Origin of the sequence: Rhizobium sp. Pop5, from assembly GCF_024721175.1 — a bacterium.
In the GTDB taxonomy this organism is placed as follows: Bacteria; Pseudomonadota; Alphaproteobacteria; order Rhizobiales; family Rhizobiaceae; genus Rhizobium.
Genome location: NZ_CP099399.1, coordinates 1,448,967 through 1,467,987, shown reverse-complemented (window position 1 = coordinate 1,467,987; position 19,021 = coordinate 1,448,967). Strand labels below are relative to the sequence as shown.

Here is a 19,021-nt window from a genome sequence, read left to right as displayed (position 1 = left end):
GGCATTTGCTGCACATCAAAACTCTTGCCCGTATCCTCGGTCGCCGTCGGAAACGAGCTGTTTGGTCAGCCCGACCGAAGGCACGTCGCGGTCGAGCTTTGGATTATAGGCGACCGAGAGCCAGTGGATGCCATAGCCGTGCTTACGGAAGAAGCCGATCGCCTCGTTATTGCCGGAATGGGTCTGCATCGCCGCCTTCTCGAAGCCCTGCTCGGAGATATCCTTTTCGATGCGTTGGAGAAGCGCGGAGCCGAGCCCCTGACGGGTGAAGATGGGATCGATCCAGAAATCCGAGATGGTTTCGTCAAGTCCCTCGCGCGCCGCCCAGCCGGCGACCTGGCCGTTCTGCTCGATGACGGTGATGGTCAGCCAGTCATTTTCCACGAAATTGCGAAAGGCGTTGCGCGCCGCGTCGATCATCGCGTCCGATTCGCCGATTGACGCCATCGCCTTTTGCCAGGCCCGCAGCCCGATCTCGCTCAACAGTTCCGCTTCCCCGTCGCGGGCATTGCGAATGTGGATCAACGACACCTCCGCGTTACCCAGCAAATAGACCATTGAGTCGCGGAATTTACCAGTGGCCCCAAAGGGATGATGCGTGGAAACTGTGGTTTTTCGACCTGATTTGACCGGCAAAGGCACCCTTGACCACTTTTTCCGGCCTGAATAATAAGGCTTATCGAGGTGTTTTATGTTGAGCCTGCCTGAGACCCGGTAAAGGCCCTGCCCGCAAGTCTTCTTGCGCGCATGGGCCCGAAAAAAACGAAGCCCTGACGTTCGAATGAGCGCCAGATCGTTTTTGTGCGCCCTGCCGGGCGCAATACCGGATCTCACAACATGGATATTTCTCGCACGGAGCAGCGCATCCTGCATCTTATGGCCCAAGGTGGGCGCATCGAAATTACCCGCGACGACGACAGAAGGATCGGGGCAGTCAGTTGCTTCACCCGCGACGGCTGGCTTTATCCTGGCGTCGACCTCGATCTCTTCCGCAGGCTGAAGCGCCTCAAGGCGATCAAGTCTTCGGGCGGCCAGCCCTATCGGATCACCGAAAGAGGGCTGAGGCTGGTCAGATCGCAGCTGGACAACAGGTAATCAGGCAGTCCCCTAACCACGCGCCGGCATCGGCGCGTGGTTAGGGTTCACTTCAAGCCTTTGCAGACAATTCCGCCCGCATCGCCGACCACTCGTCCGCCATCGCGCCCGTGCCGCGGATCTTGCCCGCGCGGCGATACCAGTAATCGGCGTTCCAGTCGTCGCCCTCGATGCGATGGCACAGAGCATGCCCCCAGTCGAACGGCTGCTCGCCTTCGTGGCGCTGACAGATATCGTGAACCGCCTGCCAATCCGCGCCCATGGCAAAACCGCCGACAGCAAGCCGATCGATTGCCTCGATCAGCCGCACAAGATCATTGCTCGCCATAAGACCCTCCTCGGTTTCGGCGACCACTCAGACCAGCCGCTTCTCCATATGCACCTTTTCAAGCGGGACGCCCATGCTCTTGGAAAATTCGATGCCGTGCCAGATGATCGTGAAACCGCAACGTTCGTAAAGGCGGATCGCGCCCTCATTCCTGGCATGTGTATCGAGCCGGACAGTCGCCAGCCCTTCGGCTGCGATCAGGCCGCACAAATGCACGAGTAGAGCCCGGCCGATACCTCTGCCCTGATGATCGGGATGCACCCAGAGATCGGACACATAATTCGGTTCACCTTCGCGCGCTCCCCAGCCGACGATCTCAGAGTCCAGCTCAGCAACGAAAATCTCGCCTTTCGTCTTATGGGGAAAGACGGCGAATTCGTGCTGGACTTTGGCAATCACCTCGGGATTGCGATAGCTGTCCTCGAAGGCACCGCCTGCCGCCCAGGCGGCGAAACCGACGGCGCCGATCGCTTCTCGGTCGGCCGCCTCCATTTTTCGGGTCGTTAGATCCGTTACCACCATTTGGCCGGCGTGAACCTGCCGGCTGCCTGTTCGATAACGTAAGCGGTCTTAAAGAGGGTTTCCTCGTCGAAGGCCTTGCCGATCAGCTGCAGGCCGAGCGGCAGGCCCTTCTGGTCGAGGCCGGCGGGCACGGCGATGCCGGGGAGACCCGCCATGTTGACCGTCACGGTGAAAATGTCGTTCAGATACATCTTCACGGGATCGGCGGCGAGGTTTTCGTCGGCGATGCCGAAGGCGGACGACGGCGTTGCCGGGGTCAGGATGGCATCGACGCCGGCGTCGAAGGCGAGTTCGAAATCGCGCTTGATCAGCGTGCGGACCTTCTGGGCGCGGATGTAATAGGCATCGTAGTAGCCGGCCGACAGCACGTAGGTGCCGATCATGATGCGGCGCTTGACTTCCTTGCCGAAGCCGGCGGCGCGCGTCTTCTCGTACATGTCGACGATATCCTTGCCGTCGACGCGCAGGCCGTAACGCACGCCATCGTAACGCGCGAGGTTCGAGGAGGCCTCGGCAGGAGCGACGATGTAATAGGCCGGAAGAGCATATTTGGTGTGCGGCAGCGAGATGTCGACGATCTCGGCGCCGGCATCCTTCAGCCAGGCGATGCCCTGGCGCCAGAGGGTCTCGATTTCCTCCGGCATGCCGTCGACACGGTATTCGTTCGGAATGCCGATCTTCATGCCCTTCAGCGACTGGCCGAGGACCGCCTCGTAATCCGGCACCGGCAGATCGACTGATGTCGTGTCCTTGGCGTCGACGCTTGCCATCGACCTCAGAAGGATCGCGGCGTCACGCACGTCGCGGGCGATCGGGCCGGCCTGGTCGAGCGAGGAGGCGAAGGCGACGGTGCCCCAGCGCGAACAGCGGCCATAGGTCGGCTTGATGCCGACCGTGCCGGTGAAGGCGGCCGGCTGGCGGATCGAGCCGCCGGTATCGGTTGCCGTTGCGCCGGCGCAAAGATGCGCGGCGACGGCTGCGGCCGAGCCGCCGGAGGAACCGCCCGGGACGAGCTGCTGGTTGGAGCCCCCGGCCCGCCAGGGATTGATCACCGGGCCGTAGTAGGAGGTCTCGTTGGAGGAGCCCATGGCGAACTCGTCCATATTCAGCTTGCCGAGCATGACCGCGCCGTCATCCCAGAGGTTCTGCGTCACGGTCGATTCATAACGCGGCTCAAAACCATCGAGAATGTGGCTGCAGGCCTGGGTGTGGACGCCGACGGTGGCGAAGAGATCCTTGATGCCGAGTGGAATGCCTTCGAGGTCGCCCGCCTTGCCGCTAGCGATACGCTCGTCTGACTTCCGCGCCATGAGGCGGGCGAGATCCGGCGTCGTCTTCACATAGGCATTCAGCCGGCCATTGGCCGCGTCGATTGCCGAAATATAGGCTTCGGTCAGTTCGATCGCGGTGATTTCCTTGGCACGCAGCTTCTGGCGGGCTTCGGCGATGGTCAGGCTGGTGAGTTCGCTCATCGTGTTTTCGCTTCAGATCTGGAAATGACTATAAGGTCGGAAAGAGGCTTTCGAAGCCCTATTCGACGACTTTCGGCACCAGGAAGAAATTGTGGTCGGTGACGGGCGCATTGGCGACGACGTCGGCCGCCTTGTTGCCGTCGCTGACTTCGTCGGTCCGTTTCTTCATCGCCATCGGGGTCACCGATGTCATCGCTTCGACGCCATCGACATTCACCTCGGAGAGCTGCTCGACGAAGCCGAGAATGCCGTTCAGCTCACCGACCATGCGATTTGCCTCGTCTTCGGAAACGGCAATACGGGCAAGTTTGGCGACGCGCTTCACGGTGGCGAGATCGACGGACATGGCATTCTCCGGATGGGATTTTTCTACCCGCTATAAAGGCCATGTCCGCCTGACGCAACGGGGTTTCGTCAGATCGACAGGCTCTCGGCGGGCTTCGGCGCCTTCACCTCCGTCTTCGATCCCTCCATGCCGGTGATGAATTTATCAGCCGTCTGGTCGATGATCGGGAAGGTGCCATAGTGGCAGGGGATCGCGGTCTTGAAGCTGAAATAGCGCTGGCAGGCGAGTGCCGCCACCGCGCCGCCCATGGTGAAGCGGTCGCCGATCGGCACGAAGCCGATATCAGGCTGATGCAGCTCGTTGATCAGCGCCATGTCGGAGAAGATGTCTGTATCGCCCATGGCGAGGATCGAGGCTTCGTCGTCGAAATGCAGCATGAGGCCGTTGGCATTGCCAAGCGCGTGCGAGACGCCGTCCTCGGTGATCTGCGCGGAAGAGTGCAGTGCGTTGGTGAAGGTCGCCGAGAAGCCGGCGAAGGTGACCGTGCCGCCGGTATTGCCCATCTCGAGCCTGTCGACGCCCTTGGAACCGAGCCAGGCGGCGAGATCGGCATTGGCGAGCACGACAGCGCCGGTTTCCTTGGCGAGTGCTATGGTATCACCGACATGATCGCCATGGCCGTGCGTCAGCAGAATATGGGTGATGCCCGAGGAAACGTCCTTGATATCCTGGCCGCTAAAGGAAGCGTTGTGGGTGAGGAACGGATCGAGCAGGATCTTCGCCTTTGATGTCTCGATGCGGAAGGCGGAATGGCCGAGCCAGGTGATCTTCATGAAATGTCTCCTTTATTACGTGATGCAAAAGCCGATATCGATGGTAAGGACATATCTTATGTGGCCGCAGAGAAAAGCAACGGCGACTTCACTTTCTTTTGACGGGATGAAATTGCGATGACGGTGCTGACGATCGAGGAAATGGCCGAAACGCTCGCCCCAGGACAGGCGATCGCCGGCCTTGATCTCGGCACCAAGACGATCGGCCTTTCCATGTCCGATCTCGGGCGGCGTTTCGCCACGCCGCGTCCGGTCATCCGCCGCGTCAAGTTCACGAACGATGCGCAAGCGTTGTTGGACTTTGCGGCAGCCGAAAAGATCGGGGGCTTCGTCATCGGCCTGCCGATGAATATGGACGGATCGGCGGGTCCGCGCGTGCAGGCGACGCGCGCTTTCGTGCGCAACATGGAACAGAAGACGGCGCTGCCCTTCGTCTATTGGGACGAACGGCTTTCGACGGTTGCGGCGGAACGGGCATTACTGGAAATGGACGTTTCGCGCGCCAAGCGGGCCGAACGGATCGATTCGGCCGCGGCAAGCTTCATCCTTCAGGGCGCGCTCGACAGGCTCTCCTTGCTGGCAAGGTCGGCAGATGACGAATTCAGCGCCTGACGCGCCTTCCACCAGGCGATGATCGATTTGCGCTTTCTGAAGCCGATGATCGCGAAGACGACGAGGCTGTCGACGGCAATCGCGCGGGCAACGAGCGGCGGAATGGTTTCCGGGGGAATGCCGAGCACCTTGCCGTAAACCGCGAAGGTCAGATCATGCACCTGCCGCGTCAGCATGAAGATGCCGAAGTTCATGTCGTAATAGGAAAGCCAGTACCATCCGCCCAGAAAGACGATTGGGCCGGCCCAGAAGACTAGAAACCACTTCATGCGGCCTCTCCTCCATGCTTGCGCGCAACGGGCAGATCGAGAGATACCAGCCAGGTCGACAACGCCATAGTGCAAAGCACCAGCGTGGGAACTGCGATGTCCAGTGCCAGGATTGCGAAGAACATCATCGCCGTCACGAGAAACAAGACTCTAGCGATTTTGGCTCCCATGGACATCAACTCGGGACTCTACTCGTACCATCTCTGCTGCCTCCACAGTGGCGGGTTAACCCCGCCCACGCAACGTAAACCATCTGTTAAGGTTAATGCGGGCGACGCCCCTGTGGATGAAGGAAAGGTCAGCCGTAGACACCGCGCACGATGCGTTTGAGCGCCGTCGCCGCCTTCTCCCAGTCTTTCGGCGTCTTCAGCGACAGGCCGGCGCACTGCCCGCCGGCCGCGCCGGTAAGCACGAGATGCTGGATCGCGGCGATGACGACGGCATTGACGGCAGCGGCGTCCACGCCCTTCGGCGGCGCCAGCGAGCCGCGCATCCGTTCGAGCCAGAGAGCAAGCGCCTTCGAACGTGCCTCCGCCAGCCGCCTGACCTGTTCGGTATTTTCCGATATCTCCCACGCGAGGATGCGACGCATCAGCGGGTCATTTTTCAAGGCTTCGAGAAGGAGAAGCGCCAGCCGCTCCATCAGATCGCCATAAGTGAGCAGGAACATGCCGCCGGCGTCTTCCGGGATGCGATCCCTCACCCATGTACCGAGATCGGCGCCGATCGCCTCGACCAACCCGTCGAGGCCGCCATAATAGCGGTAGATCAGCTGCTTGTCGCAACCGGCGCGGCGGGCGACCGCATTGATGCCGAAATTCTGGAAACCCTCCTCGGCCAGCAGCGACTTGGCGGCGGCAAGGATGGCGCGCTCCGTGGCGCCGCGATCGCGCACGCGCCGCTCCGGCTCGGCGCCCGAATTTTCAAGTTTTACCGCTTCAATCAACATGACCGACCCTTCCCCGCTGTCACCAATCGGTGAGTAGCCGGGAGCCTCAAGCCAATCAATCCTATCCCGTTGGGAAGATTGTGGATATTCAAGCCCAGCCGATAATTCTGCATTCCGTCGGAGGCGGAAAGCCGCACGGGTGGTGGATGAGATCCAATCAGAAATGTCGCGCCGGTGGTTGATCGCGATGGACGAACCCGGCATAGCTGCATTATGAACTATTCTAATATTCTCGACTAAGGCCCTGCAATGGTGAACTATATCGAAGCCTCTTCCGCGCCCCCGAAGAATACGGGCGCCATCCGGCTTTACGACGCGGAAGCATTCGAAGGCATGCGCAGGGCGTGCCAGCTGACCGCGCGCTGTCTCGACGCGCTTGCCGATATCGTCAAGCCGGGACTGGTGACCGATGACATCGACCGGTTCGTCTTCGATTTCGGCATGGATCATGGCGCCTATCCGGCAACGCTGAACTATCGCGGCTATACCAAATCGACCTGCACTTCGATCAACCATGTCGTCTGCCATGGCATTCCGAACGACAAGCCGCTGCGCGAAGGTGATATCGTCAATATCGACGTCACCTTCGTGCTCGACGGCTGGCACGGCGATTCCAGCCGGATGTATCCCGTCGGCACGATCAAGCGGGCCGCCGAGCGTCTGCTCGAGGTTACCTATGAATCGCTGATGCGCGGTATTGCCGCCGTCAGGCCGGGCGCTCGTACGGGCGCGATCGGCGAGGCGATCCAGACCTATGCGGAGGCCGAGCGCTGTTCGGTGGTGCGCGATTTCTGCGGACACGGCGTCGGTCGGCTGTTCCACGATCTGCCCAATATCCTGCACTACGGCCGCGCCAACGAAGGGCCGGAGCTGCGCGAAGGCATGATCTTCACCATCGAGCCGATGATCAATCTCGGCCGGCCGCATGTGAAGGTGCTCGCCGACGGCTGGACGGCTGTGACCCGCGACCGCTCGCTTTCGGCGCAGTACGAACATACCGTCGGCGTCACCGCCAACGGCTGCGAGATATTTACGCTGTCGCCCGGCGGGCTCGACCGCCCCGGCCTGCCGCCGTTCAACGGGTGACGCTCCGATGGCGAAGGGGGCTGTTCCGAAATCTTCCGACGACGAACTGCCCTTCGAGGAGCCTGTTGCCTCTGACGAACGTTCGTTCTTCGGGCTGCCGGGAAAACCATCCGCGCCGAAAGCCAGAGCCGGCCTGCCCACCTCGCTGGCGGTGCAAGAGCATTATCACGGCCATCGCGAGCGCCTGCGGGACCGCTTTCGCGAGCACGGCGACACGGCGCTTGCAGACTACGAGATCCTCGAACTCTTGCTTTTCCGCCTGATCCCGCGGCGCGACACCAAGCCGATCGCCAAGGCGCTGATCGAACGGTTCGGCTCACTCTCCGGCGTGTTCGGTGCGCCTGCGGCATTGCTGACGGAGGTGAAGGGTGTCGGTGAGGCTGTGGCGCTCGACCTGAAACTGATCTCGACAGTGGCCCATCGCACTCTGAAGAGCGAACTCAGGAGCAAGCAAGTGCTTTCCTCCTGGTCTTCGGTGATCCAGTATTGCCACGCAGCCATGGCGCACGAGACCCGCGAACAGTTCCGGATCCTCTTCCTCGACAAACGCAATGTGCTGATCGCCGATGAGGTACAGGGCCGCGGCACGGTCGATCATACGCCGGTCTATCCGCGCGAAGTCGTGAAGCGGGCGCTCGAGCTTTCGGCAACGGCGATGATCCTGGTCCACAATCATCCGTCCGGCGATCCGACACCATCGCGCGCCGACATCGAGATGACGAAAGTCATCATCGACGCCGCCAAGGCACTCGACATCACCGTCCACGACCACGTTATCATCGGCAAGGACGGCCATGTCAGCCTGAAAGGGCTGAAGCTGATCTGAAAAGCACACTTTCGCCGGATTCAGCAGTCGTAAAACAATCTGTAACATTGACCGGCTACCGATGGAGGAGCGAAATTTCGCGTCGATGATTCCATTTCCAATCCGGGGCTAGATGATGTTTCAGTACGATCTCGTTGTGGTGGGCAGCGGCCCCGCGGGGCGCCGCGGCGCGATCCAGGCTGCGAAGCTCGGCAAGAAAGTGCTCGTCATCGAGCAGGGCAAACGCGTCGGCGGCGTTTCAGTTCACACAGGCACAATCCCCTCGAAGACGCTGCGCGAGACCGCACTCAATCTTTCCGGCTGGCGCGAGCGCGGCTTTTACGGCCGCAGCTACCGCGTGAAGCAGGAAATCAGTGCTGAGGATCTGCGTCGCCGCTTGCTGATCACGCTCGACCACGAAGTGGAAGTGCTTGAGCACCAGTTCGCCCGCAATCGCGTCCACCATATTCGCGGCAAGGCGAGCTTCGTCGATTCCACCACCTTGCAGGTCATCAAGGACGACGGCGAAGCAGTGACGGTGAGCGGCGCCAGCATTCTGCTAGCGGTCGGCACGAAGCCCTTTCGCCCCGATTACATGCCCTTTGACGGCAAGACCGTTCTCGACAGCGACGAGCTGCTCGACATGCAGGAATTGCCGCGCTCAATGATCGTCATCGGCGCCGGGGTCATTGGCATCGAATATGCGACGATCTTCAGCGCGCTCGACACGGCGGTTACCGTCATCGACCCGAAATCGACGATGCTCGACTTCATCGACAAGGAAATCGTCGAGGACTTCACCTACCAGCTGCGCGACCGCAACATGAAACTGTTGCTCGGCCAGAAGGCCGACAAGGTCGAGACGCTTGAAAACGGCAAGGTCGAGCTGACGCTCGACAGTGGCCGGCGCCTGACGACCGACATGGTTCTCTTCGCTGCCGGCCGCTTGGGGGCGACCGACACGCTGAACCTTCCGGCCATCGGGCTCGAAGCCGACAGCCGCGGCCGTCTCAAGGTCAATCCGGAAACGTTCCAGACATCGGTTCCGAACATTTACGCCGCCGGTGACGTCGTCGGTTTTCCAAGCCTTGCCTCAACCTCGATGGAACAGGGCCGCATCGCCGCCCGCGTCGCGATCGGCGCGGTCGCCAAGGAGCCGCAGAAATATTTCCCCTACGGCATCTATGCCGTGCCGGAGATTTCGACCTGCGGCCTGACCGAAGAAGAAATGAAGGAGCGCGGCATTCCCTATGAGTGTGGTATCGCCCGCTTCCGCGAAACTTCGCGCGGTCACATCATGGGTCTCGACACCGGGCTTCTGAAGCTGATCTTCTCGCTGAAGACGCGCCGCCTGCTCGGCGTGCATATCGTCGGCGAAGGCGCCACCGAACTCGTTCATATCGGCCAGGCGGTGCTCAATCTCAAAGGCACGGTCGAATATTTCGTCGAAAACACTTTCAACTACCCGACCCTCGCCGAAGCCTACAAGATCGCCGGCCTCGACGCCTGGAACCGCATGGGCGACATCAAATCGGAACTTTGAAGCACGCCCACAATAAAGCTGTCGCCCAATCCGGCAGCGAAAATGGAGCCGAACGAAATTGCGGATCATTTCGCTGAATGCATGGGGCGGCAGGCTGCATGAAGCCCTGATTGGTTATGTTAGGGACGCCGATCCGGATGTGTTGTGTCTGCAAGAGGTGCTGCGGGCATCCGATGCAGCCGTGGGGTGGGCGCTCTATCACGACGCGGGATTGGATCTGCCGCAGCGCCCCAATCTCTTCGAGGAAATCAGTGCCGCCCTACCCGGCCATGACGGCTTCTTCTGCCCTACATCGAGAGGCGAACTCTTCGACGGCGATACCGCGATTGCCGCCGAATTCGGACTGGCGACCTTCGTGCGCACATCGCATTCCGTCATCGCCCAGGGACTGGACTTCGTGCACGGGAGTTTTTCCAGCAATGGCTGGGGTGACCATCCCAGGCCGCGAAATGCGCATTGCATCCGCCTCTTCAGCCGCGAAAATGCTTCCACGCTGACCATCGCTCACATGCACGGCCTGCGCGATCCCGCGGGCAAGGGCGATACGGCGGCGCGCGAAGAACAGGCCGAAGCGCTGGTCGGACTTATCGAGCGCGTCTGGCCGGGCGATGAAGGGCTCGTTGTCTGCGGCGATTTCAACGTGCTGCCGGACAGCTCCACCTTCACAGCTCTCGCCAGACTCGGGCTTTCCGATCTCGTCACCGGAAACGGCCTTGCAGACACACGCACCTCCCACTATCTGAAGCCGGGCCGATATGCCGACTACATGCTTGTGACGCCGGGGGTGAATGTTGCCAAATTCAAGGTGGTCGAGGCGCCAGAGGTCTCCGACCACCGCGCATTGCTGCTCGATATCAGGTAGTATATTGATGGTTGAGAACCTGCGCGGAGCGTCGCGCCTTGGCGCGGATTTTCCTCGTAGAGCCTGGTCGTTCGCATCCCTACGCCGTGCCTGACATCTGCCTTCAACGCCATTTTGTCTTCGGGCAAAAGCTTCTAAAGAAAGATAGATACTCTTGTCCCAAATTCCGGAAGCCGTGCGCAGACGTTTTCAGCTCATCCTGATCAAGCCATCGCACTACGACGACGACGGCTACGTCATCCGCTGGTGGCGGGCGATGATCCCCTCCAACTCGCTCGCGGCACTCTACGGCATCGCCGCAGAATGCGCCGAGCGCAAGGTGCTCGGCCCCGACACGGCGATCGACATCACTGTTATCGACGAAACCAATACGCGGATCGACTTCGCCAAGCTGCTCGCGCAGTTCAGGCGTCACGACAATTTCGGCATGGTCGCGCTGGTCGGCGTGCAATCGAATCAATATCCGCGCGCGCTCGATATCGCCCGGCCCTTCCGCAATGCCGGCCTGCCGGTTTCGATGGGCGGCTTCCACGTTTCCGGCTGCCTGTCGATGCTCGACGGCAAGGCGGTCGGGCTTGATGCCTGCCGCGACATGGGCATATCGATGTTCGCCGGCGAGGCCGAGGGCCGACTGGATATGGTGTTGCGCGATGCCGCCGCCGGCGAGCTGAAGCCGCTCTACAATTTCATGAACGACCTGCCCGGCATCGGCGGTACGCCGGTTCCTTTCCTGCCAAGGGACAATATCCAGCGCACGCTCGGACTCAGCACCAGCTTCGATGCCGGACGCGGCTGCCCCTACCAGTGCTCGTTCTGCACCATCATCAACGTGCAGGGGCGCAAGTCGCGCTTTCGCTCGGCTGACGACGTCGAAAAGCTGGTGCGGATGAACTGGGCGCAGGGCATCCACAAATTCTTCATCACCGACGACAATTTCGCTCGTAACAAGGATTGGGAAGCGATCTTCGACCGCCTGATCGAGCTGAAGGAGCGGGACGGCATACCGCTCGGCCTGATGATCCAGGTCGATACGCTCTGCCACAAGATTCCGAATTTCATCGAGAAATCCAAGCGCGCCGGCGTCACCCGCGTCTTCATCGGCCTCGAAAACGTCAATCCGGATAATCTGACGGCCGCCAAGAAGAACCAGAACAAGATCACCGAATACCGCAAGATGCTGCTCGCCTGGAAGGCGCAGGGCATCATGACGCTGGCCGGCTATATCCTGGGTTTCCCCGCCGATACGCCGGAATCGATCCGTCGCGACATCGCCATCATCCAGGAAGAATTGCCGCTCGATGTCATTGAATTCTTTGTGCTGACGCCGCTGCCCGGTTCCGAAGACCATCAGGTCCTGTGGAAGAAGGGCGTCGAGATGGATGCCGATCTCAACATCTACGACGTCGAACACGTCTGCACCGCGCATCCGAAGATGAGCAAGCAGGAATGGGAAGACATCTATCACGAGGCCTGGTCGCTCTACTATTCGCCTGAGCATATGAAGACGCTGCTGCGCCGCGCCGTGGCAACCGGGGTTCCACTGGTAAGGCTCGCCAAGGTTCTCGTTTCCTTCGCCACCACAGTGCCGCTGGAAAATGTGCATCCGCTTCAAAGCGGCCTGCTGCGTCTAAAGACGCCGTCGGAACGGCGCCCGGAGCTGCCGCGCGAAAATCCGCTGGTGTTCTGGCCGCGCTTCGTCTGGGAAACCTTCAGCAAGCATGTCTCGCTCGCCGGCACGATCATCAGCCTGGCAGTCTCGGCATTCCTGATCGCAAGGGACGCCAAGTCGAAGACCTATATGGATCAGGCTTTGACGCCGGTGGCCGATGACGAGGAGGAAACGCTTCACCTCTTCACCCAGACGGCCGGCGGAACCGCGGCGGTCAGCCATGTCAGGAAAGTCGCGCAACTGACAGGGCATTGATTGCAACGGCGGCTGACGCCAATCGACCGGAAATCACGGGTGCCTAAATCGAGGCCCGGAGGCTCCGACTTTGGCGACTGTTTAGGCGAGCCGGATCATCCGGGTCGTCTCGGCCACTTGCAGCGTATCGACGAATTCGACGATCTTCACCGGTTTCCCATTGCTGAAATGAATCTTGTCGACGAATTCAGTATAGAACGTCGCGCCCGTCGGAATGTACCTGACCTCACCTTCGCGATGCGCAAAGACCACATGATGGTCCTCGTCCACATAGATGCCTGATGTATTGACCTTGGATAGATCCCAGTCAGTAATAAGCTGCGCTATCGTCTGGCGAAAAGCATGAGGCCCGCCTGATTCAGACGAAAAAGGCGCCAGCCGTGCATTGCCGGCCATGCGAAAAGTGCAATCGTCGCCGATCAGCGCCAGCGTGCCCTCGATATCACCGCGACCACGGACAGCGTAGATTTCTTCTACCAGCTTCTTCATGTCGAGTTTTGCAGTCATTTGCAGATCCTCCCGCTACTTCGTAAATCTGCATCTATTTATACTTCATTTCAACTATTTGTTGTTGCGAATGGCGAAGACACCACGATGAACACGACGTCCGAGAATGAACTGTCCGGACGAGCAGAAAAGAAAAGGCCCCGCACAATTGAACTGACCCCATAAAGTTGGACGGTTCATAGGCTGGGATGATTTGAGGGCTGGGTCCTGTATTTCACAGGGCTCAGCCCTTTGAGTTTCATCCTGATGCGATCGTTGTTGTAGTAGCGGATGTATTCGTCGATTCCGTCTCGCAGATTGTCGATGCTGTCGAACTGATTGGGATGGAAGAACTCGGACTTGAGCGTGGCAAAGAAGCTCTCCATGGCGGCATTGTCGAGGCAATTGCCCTTGCGTGACATGCTTTGGGCGACATTGCCTTGTTGGAGCATACGGCTCCACTCTGGCATCTGATATTGCCATCCCTGATCGGAATGCAGGATCGGCCTGTCATCGTCATCGAGCTTGGTCAATGCCTTGTTGAGCATGTCCCTGACCAGCTTGAAGATCGGCCGCCTCGCCATCTCATACGCGATGATCTCGCCATTGTGGAGGTCCATGACCGGCGACAGGAAGAGCTTCTCGCCGGCGACATTGAACTCGGTGACATCGGTTGCCCACTTCTCGTTCATGCGCCTGGCAGCGAACTGTCGTTGGATGAGATCTGGCGCGACGTGCCCGGCCTGGCCCCTGTAAGAGCGGTACTTCTTCGGCCGAACCAGGGACTTCAGCCTCATCTCGACCATCAGCCGCTGGACAGTCTTGTGGTTGACCGCCTCTCCGCGGCCACGGATCGCCGCCGTCACCCGACGATAGCCGTAGCGTCCCTTGTGTTCATCGAAGATCGATCGGATCGTCACCTTCAGGGCCGCATGTCGGTCGCCGGAGGAGAGCACCTTCTGCCTATAATAGAACGTGCTGCGCGCCAGGCCCGAAAGCGCCAGCAGCCCGTCGAGCGGATGCTGCGGCCTTAACGCCTGGACGGCTTGCGTCCGTTCGGCGCGTGACGCGCCTGCGTTAAGGCCTCCAGTTTTTTTAGGTAGGCGTTCTCCATGCGCAGATAGGCCAGTTCCGCCAGCAATTCCTCGCGGCTCTTGGCAGCGTCATCCTGCGCTCCATCCGTGCTGGTGTCCGTGGTAGGGGGCTCGGGCATCGATCGCGGTTTGCCTCTCCGGCGCGGGACAAGGGCCTCAAGCCCACCGCGCTCATATTGCCTCTCCCAGACTGAGAGGCTACCGGCGTTGCGAATGTCGAAAAGCGCGGCCGCCTGTCGACGGGACAGACCATCTTTCCACATACGTTCGAGGACCGATAGTCTGAACTGCGCATCATAGTGACTATGTTTACGTGCCAAGCCCGCCAAGCCATGCTCCGCGTGGCTGGCGACCCACCGCCGCACCATCGAATAATCAAGCCCGAAGCGCAGACCTACCTCCCGGTAGCTACGCTCACCACAACCGTAATACTCAATGACTTCTTGCTTGAATGCGCTGCTGTATTTGGACATGCAAAACCCCCGAAGTTGGGTGTCCAACTTTCGGGGGTCTGTTCACAATGGCGGGGCCTTCCAAACTTTCAGAACGGGCGAGTGATTACTCGGCGCTGTCCTCGGAAGCCTTTTTCTTCGGAGCAGCCTTCTTCTTCGGTGCGGCTTCTTCGCCTTCACCGGCCTCAGCAGCTTCGGTCTTCGCGGCAGCCTTCTTCTTCGGAGCGGCCTTCTTGGTTTCAGCCTTGGCTTCGCCTTCTTCCTCGGCGAGCAGCTCTTCCTTCGTCACCTTCTTGTCGGTGACGTCGATTTCGGTCAGCAGGTGATCGATGACCTTCTCTTCGAAGATCGGCGCGCGGATCGAAGCGGCCGCACCCGGCTGGCTGCGGAAGAATTCGAGGATCTGCTTTTCCTGGCCCGGATACTGACGCAGCTGGTCGTAGATGGCGCGCTGCATTTCGTCTTCGGTGACTTCGACACCGGCCTTTTCACCGATTTCGGAGAGAACGAGGCCGAGGCGAACGCGACGCTCGGCGAGCGTCTTGTATTCCTCACGTGCCTTCTCTTCGGTCGTGTCTTCGTCCTCGAAGGTCTTGCCCGACTGTGCGAGGTCGTTGTTCACCTGGCTCCAGATACCGTTGTACTCGGCATCGACGAGCGAAGCCGGGGTCTCGAACTTGTACATCTCGTCGAGCTGGTCGAGGATCTGGCGCTTCAGCTTCTGGCGGGTCAGCGAGCCGTACTGCGATTCGATCTGGCCACGGACGATTTCCTTCAGGCGATCGGCGGATTCAATGCCGAGCTTGGAGGCGAGTTCGTCGTTGATTTCGACAGCGCCGGGGGCTGCGACATCCTTGACCGATATGTCGAAGGTCGCTTCCTTGCCGGCGAGATTCTTGGCCGGATAGTCGGCCGGGAAGGTCACGGTGATGGTCTTCTCTTCGCCGGCCTTGACGCCGACGAGCTGGTCTTCGAAGCCCGGGATGAAGCGGCCGGAGCCGATCACCAGTTCGGCGCCCTGGTCGGTGCCGCCTTCGAAGGCTTCACCGTCGACCTTGCCGACATAATCCATGGTGATGCGGTCGCCGTTGGCGGCCTTGGCGGCCTTGCTCTCATAGGAGCGGGCGCTTTCGGCGACCTTCAGGACCTGCTCGGTAACTTCGTCATCCGAGATGTCGATGACTTCGCGCGTGACCTTGATACCCTTGACGGACTTCAGCTCGATCGGCGGCAGAACTTCATAGGAGAGCGTGAATTCGAAATCCTGCTCTGCAGCGAGGATCTTGTCGGCTTCGTCCTTGTCCTCGGTCATGGCGATTTCCGGCTGGGTGGCCGACTTCTCGCCGCGGCTGGACAGGATGGCGGCCGGCTGCTCGCGGACGATCTCGTTGACGAGGTCGGCCATGATCGACTTACCGTAGACCTTCTTCAGGTGAGCGGCGGGGACCTTGCCCGGACGGAAGCCGTTGATGCGGACCTTGTCCTTCACATCGGCAAGACGCTCATTCATCTTGTCTTCCATGTCCTTGGCCGGGATAACGACCTTGATTTCGCGCTTCAGCCCTTGAGCGAGCGTTTCGATAACCTGCATGTCTTCCTACCTTCATGTCGTGGCGGCCGTGCCCAGACGCCGTTCGTTTCTATGAGCACGACGCCGGCAGCGTGCCGCGCGTGGCTTTTCCCAATTCCTGCATCATTCCACCCAAGGGGGAACGGCACTCGCTTCCGGGTATCAGGGAACTAAATTCTTAGTCTCCCCCTGCATACAGCCTGGTGCGGGTAGAGAGACTTGAACTCCCACGCCTTGCGGCACCAGAACCTAAATCTGGCGTGTCTACCAATTTCACCATACCCGCGTTCACAGAACCGCATGCCTATGCCTGCGCATGAGGCCTTCCGGAGCGCGGCGTCTCTATATCACCCGATTTGGTCGAGGCAAAGGAAAAATGAACGGTAAATGACAGGGGATTTGCGGGTTCGGAGCCGCCCTCGGCTGACGCGTTCGAGGATCAGTAAAGCGGTTCCTCGTAAACTGGTTTGCCATCAACGAGCAGACTGCGGATCTGGGCGCTTCCATCAGGCGAGACGCGCACCGATATGGCGACATTGCCATCATTGCGGGCTTCCTCGATGGGCTTTCCCTCGCCTTCGGGAACATAGTAACGCTCGATACCATATTCGACGCGGATGTTATCGCCGGCGCCAGGCCCGCTATTATAAAACGGCAGGCTGCGCAGGACCACGGTCTCCGGCTGCGGCGGCAGTGACTGGAAAGCCGATTCGATCACCGTCCAGAAACCATCCTCCTGCTTCTTCAACCGGACCCACAGCGTAAGCTCGCCGGGCTTGACCGGAATGCCGCCAGCAATGGTCTGCACCGGCACAGAAGATATGTCGTAGTTCAGGACGACGTAGTCACCGCGCAGGAAATCGCGGGGATCGACGGGAGCCGTCTTCAGCAGCACCTCGGTGCCGTTGCTGAGGATCGCCGCGCGGCTCTGGATGATCGTGCCGAGGATCACGGTCTGCAAGCCGGCGACGATGATCGCCGAAATGAGATACCCCTTGCCGGACTGCAGCCTTGCTATCAACGCGCTCATGCGTGCTCTCCCCGTGCTTCGGCGGAAAAGCGCCGCTCGAGACGGATGACGATCCAGGCAACCAGCGCCACCACGAGGCCGGAGAAGAGGAAGAGGCTTGATGTGCCGAGGATCGAGCCGACAGTGACGGAGGCAAGATAGAGCATCTCCGCCGCAAAACTCGTATAGGCGAGATAACGCACCGCGCCGTTGTCTCGGCCATGCAGGGCGATCGCCAGCACGGAAGCGGCAAGCGTCGCCAGACCGAGGACCACCAGCCGCCAGCCGCCCTCGATTTCGATATGCAGCAGCAAGAAGCCAATCGTAGCAACGAGGAAGCTGTAGAAGGCCGGAGCCGCACCGGCGCTTCTGACCAGGGAGACGATGCGCGGAACCGGCAGCGCCGTCATGACGAAAGCCGCCATGCCGCCGATCGCGAAGGCAAGCGCTACGGCGATCTCCTCATAAAGAGTGTAGAGCCAGGCGAGCCAGCCGATCAGCAGAAGATAGGCCAGATGGCGCGCGCGGTCGGTGCCGGTATAACGCACCAGCGTGATGACGACCGCGGCCATCACAGGCGCCATCCAGGGGTTAAGCCCAATCCAATGATTGTCGTTGTTCTGCAAATAAACGGCGAAGGACGCCCAGGAGAGGAAGCCCGCCACGACGACGACCCCGCCCGAGCGAAACAGAATCGCCGAGACTGTCGCGATGGCGAACCAGAGATACATGACCGTCTGCTCGTCGCCAGAGAGGTGATACATCTGCCCGACCAGCGAAATAGCGCCACCGAAGCTCAGCGCGCCGATGATCAGCAAGCCGCTAGCAGCCGCCACCGCGCCACGAGCGAGCATCAGTGCGGCGGCAATGTGCGCTGCCCAGATCAAGGCAAGGATGAGACCGACGCGGACGAGACGCGGAATGGCCTCCCAATTCGATGAGACGACCAAAAGGACGGCAGCGGCAAGCAGCACCGCCGCCAGCGCCATCAGCACCCGGCCGAGGCTGAAGCTTGCGGGCCGGCTGTCATATTCAGCGAGAAGCGTGGCCGCCGTTTCCTCCCCGAGCAGGCCCTTGCCCACCCAGAGCGAGAGATCCCGCTGCAGTCTGCCGCGATACATGTTCCACCCCTCATTTCCGCGACGCTTACATGGCGTTGCGGCCTCCGTCGTTATAGACGCAGCGCAGCCCTTCGCAAACGCCCTTGCGACAAATATGCAAAATCCTCACTGGTCTAAATTGGGGCGGATGTTAACCGGCCGCTAACGTCAGAATTGCTAGTATGAGCGCATGCTCGAAGAGGCATGCGCATTACGCATACCCCTTATGAAGTTATTGCACTGCAAAATATCAATTAGTCATACTATTTACAGAGACATCGAAGCACGGGGATGGCGCCCCGGCCCGGCATCTGCCGGATGCCCGCGGATCGATTGTCCGTGACGAGATTCGCAGCCGCGCACTCCTCCTCCCAAGCGCGCTGCGATAGGCTGGCAACACTCCTCCTCCCAGTTGCCAGTCACTTTAATGCGCCCGCCGGATCCTCCCCCGGCGGGCGTTTTATTTGATTAACATATTGGAGACTTGAGCATTTTTATCGAGGGTTACTGCCGCGCCGCATTTGCCACGACGCCGCTCCCGACGGATCGCCCGAGCGGCGCAATCGTCTTTTGACCCGAAGCAAGATTCCTTCATGCGGGCTCAGACGCCGAAATGCCCCGAACAGACGCCATTTTCCGCAGCCACGCGTAGACGCTCGTTTCACCGGCTTGCTTTTCCGAAAACCATTTTGCCTATTCGTTGACCAGAAAGCGGTAAAACCGT

The 19,021-nt window shown here is 60.2% G+C and carries 21 protein-coding genes and 1 tRNA gene; 7 read left to right on the top strand and 15 right to left on the bottom strand.

Annotation, left to right across the window (positions count from 1 at the left end):
• Positions 1-15: 15 nt before the first annotated feature.
• On the bottom strand, positions 16-525 hold the full coding sequence (locus NE852_RS09425; protein ID WP_037171533.1) for a GNAT family N-acetyltransferase: 510 nt from the start codon (positions 523-525) through the stop codon (positions 16-18).
• A 312-nt stretch (positions 526-837) separates the two neighbouring features.
• On the opposite strand from NE852_RS09425, the gene NE852_RS09420 reads away from it, so the two are divergent.
• The gene (locus NE852_RS09420) at positions 838-1,095 is read left to right on the top strand and encodes a YjhX family toxin (RefSeq protein ID WP_258156444.1); all 258 of its coding nucleotides are present in this window, start codon (positions 838-840) and stop codon (positions 1,093-1,095) included.
• Positions 1,096-1,147: 52 nt separating this feature from the next.
• Here the strand turns inward: NE852_RS09420 and NE852_RS09415 are convergent, their stop codons facing one another.
• From NE852_RS09415 to NE852_RS09395, 5 genes are all read right to left on the bottom strand, one after another.
• Entirely contained in the window at positions 1,148-1,423 is a 276-nt protein-coding gene (locus NE852_RS09415; protein ID WP_037171540.1) for a hypothetical protein, read from the bottom strand.
• 27 nt (positions 1,424-1,450) lie between these two features.
• Positions 1,451-1,915, bottom strand: a complete 465-nt coding sequence (locus tag NE852_RS09410; protein ID WP_008527076.1) for a GNAT family N-acetyltransferase — start codon at positions 1,913-1,915, stop codon at positions 1,451-1,453.
• Between the two features lie 20 nt (positions 1,916-1,935).
• Positions 1,936-3,417: an Asp-tRNA(Asn)/Glu-tRNA(Gln) amidotransferase subunit GatA gene (gene gatA, locus NE852_RS09405; RefSeq protein WP_258156443.1), complete on the bottom strand. Its 1,482-nt coding sequence runs from the start codon at positions 3,415-3,417 to the stop codon at positions 1,936-1,938.
• A 58-nt stretch (positions 3,418-3,475) separates the two neighbouring features.
• Positions 3,476-3,763 (bottom strand): Asp-tRNA(Asn)/Glu-tRNA(Gln) amidotransferase subunit GatC, encoded by a 288-nt coding sequence (gene gatC / locus NE852_RS09400; protein WP_008527082.1) that lies wholly within the window; start codon positions 3,761-3,763, stop codon positions 3,476-3,478.
• 68 nt (positions 3,764-3,831) lie between these two features.
• Positions 3,832-4,536 (bottom strand): metal-dependent hydrolase, encoded by a 705-nt coding sequence (locus NE852_RS09395; RefSeq protein ID WP_008527084.1) that lies wholly within the window; start codon positions 4,534-4,536, stop codon positions 3,832-3,834.
• A 117-nt stretch (positions 4,537-4,653) separates the two neighbouring features.
• Between NE852_RS09395 and ruvX the strand changes: the two genes are divergently transcribed.
• The gene (gene ruvX / locus NE852_RS09390; protein ID WP_008527085.1) at positions 4,654-5,148 is read left to right on the top strand and encodes a Holliday junction resolvase RuvX; all 495 of its coding nucleotides are present in this window, start codon (positions 4,654-4,656) and stop codon (positions 5,146-5,148) included.
• Here ruvX and NE852_RS09385 read toward each other — a convergent pair.
• The 3 genes from NE852_RS09385 to NE852_RS09375 form a co-directional block, all read right to left on the bottom strand.
• Positions 5,085-5,417 carry a DUF6105 family protein gene (locus tag NE852_RS09385; RefSeq protein WP_008527087.1) on the bottom strand — a complete coding sequence of 111 codons (333 nt, stop codon included), beginning with the start codon at positions 5,415-5,417 and terminating at the stop codon, positions 5,085-5,087. The two genes, ruvX and NE852_RS09385, sit on opposite strands and share 64 nt — an antisense overlap.
• Positions 5,414-5,587 carry a hypothetical protein gene (locus tag NE852_RS09380; protein WP_037171548.1) on the bottom strand — a complete coding sequence of 58 codons (174 nt, stop codon included), beginning with the start codon at positions 5,585-5,587 and terminating at the stop codon, positions 5,414-5,416. The genes NE852_RS09385 and NE852_RS09380 overlap by 4 nt, the downstream gene beginning before the upstream one ends.
• A gap of 128 nt (positions 5,588-5,715) precedes the next feature.
• Positions 5,716-6,366, bottom strand: coding sequence for a TetR/AcrR family transcriptional regulator (locus NE852_RS09375; protein WP_258156442.1), 651 nt, complete (start codon positions 6,364-6,366; stop codon positions 5,716-5,718).
• A 249-nt stretch (positions 6,367-6,615) separates the two neighbouring features.
• Between NE852_RS09375 and map the strand changes: the two genes are divergently transcribed.
• The 5 genes from map to NE852_RS09350 all read left to right on the top strand — a co-directional run bounded on the left by map (position 6,616) and on the right by NE852_RS09350 (position 12,586).
• Positions 6,616-7,452: a type I methionyl aminopeptidase gene (gene map / locus NE852_RS09370; RefSeq protein WP_258156441.1), complete on the top strand. Its 837-nt coding sequence runs from the start codon at positions 6,616-6,618 to the stop codon at positions 7,450-7,452.
• 7 nt (positions 7,453-7,459) lie between these two features.
• Positions 7,460-8,278 (top strand): DNA repair protein RadC, encoded by an 819-nt coding sequence (gene radC, locus NE852_RS09365; RefSeq protein ID WP_258156440.1) that lies wholly within the window; start codon positions 7,460-7,462, stop codon positions 8,276-8,278.
• Between the two features lie 115 nt (positions 8,279-8,393).
• Positions 8,394-9,800, top strand: coding sequence for a Si-specific NAD(P)(+) transhydrogenase (sthA, locus tag NE852_RS09360; protein ID WP_008527101.1), 1,407 nt, complete (start codon positions 8,394-8,396; stop codon positions 9,798-9,800).
• Positions 9,801-9,858: 58 nt separating this feature from the next.
• A complete protein-coding gene (locus NE852_RS09355) occupies positions 9,859-10,662 on the top strand; it encodes an endonuclease/exonuclease/phosphatase family protein (RefSeq protein WP_258156439.1) in 804 nt (267 codons plus the stop codon).
• Between the two features lie 154 nt (positions 10,663-10,816).
• On the top strand, positions 10,817-12,586 hold the full coding sequence (locus NE852_RS09350; RefSeq protein ID WP_008527117.1) for a radical SAM protein: 1,770 nt from the start codon (positions 10,817-10,819) through the stop codon (positions 12,584-12,586).
• 81 nt (positions 12,587-12,667) lie between these two features.
• Here NE852_RS09350 and NE852_RS09345 read toward each other — a convergent pair whose 3' ends face one another.
• The 6 genes from NE852_RS09345 to NE852_RS09320 form a co-directional block, all read right to left on the bottom strand.
• On the bottom strand, positions 12,668-13,093 hold the full coding sequence (locus NE852_RS09345) for a nuclear transport factor 2 family protein (RefSeq protein WP_008527119.1): 426 nt from the start codon (positions 13,091-13,093) through the stop codon (positions 12,668-12,670).
• A 176-nt stretch (positions 13,094-13,269) separates the two neighbouring features.
• Positions 13,270-14,639, bottom strand: a protein-coding gene (locus NE852_RS09340) for an IS3 family transposase (RefSeq protein ID WP_128623698.1) whose coding sequence is annotated in 2 segments (ribosomal slippage) — positions 13,270-14,159 and positions 14,159-14,639 — 1,371 coding nt in all. Because the reading frame shifts where the segments join, the coding sequence is not laid out codon by codon here.
• Between the two features lie 85 nt (positions 14,640-14,724).
• Complete coding sequence (gene tig / locus NE852_RS09335; RefSeq protein ID WP_008527129.1) at positions 14,725-16,209, bottom strand: trigger factor; 1,485 nt, start codon at positions 16,207-16,209, stop codon at positions 14,725-14,727.
• A gap of 180 nt (positions 16,210-16,389) precedes the next feature.
• Positions 16,390-16,474 (bottom strand) — tRNA-Leu (locus NE852_RS09330).
• Positions 16,475-16,627: 153 nt separating this feature from the next.
• Entirely contained in the window at positions 16,628-17,218 is a 591-nt protein-coding gene (locus tag NE852_RS09325) for a GDYXXLXY domain-containing protein (RefSeq protein WP_258156438.1), read from the bottom strand.
• A complete protein-coding gene (locus NE852_RS09320; RefSeq protein ID WP_008527133.1) occupies positions 17,215-18,318 on the bottom strand; it encodes a DUF2157 domain-containing protein in 1,104 nt (367 codons plus the stop codon). The genes NE852_RS09325 and NE852_RS09320 overlap by 4 nt, the downstream gene beginning before the upstream one ends.
• Between the last annotated feature and the right edge of the window lie 703 nt (positions 18,319-19,021).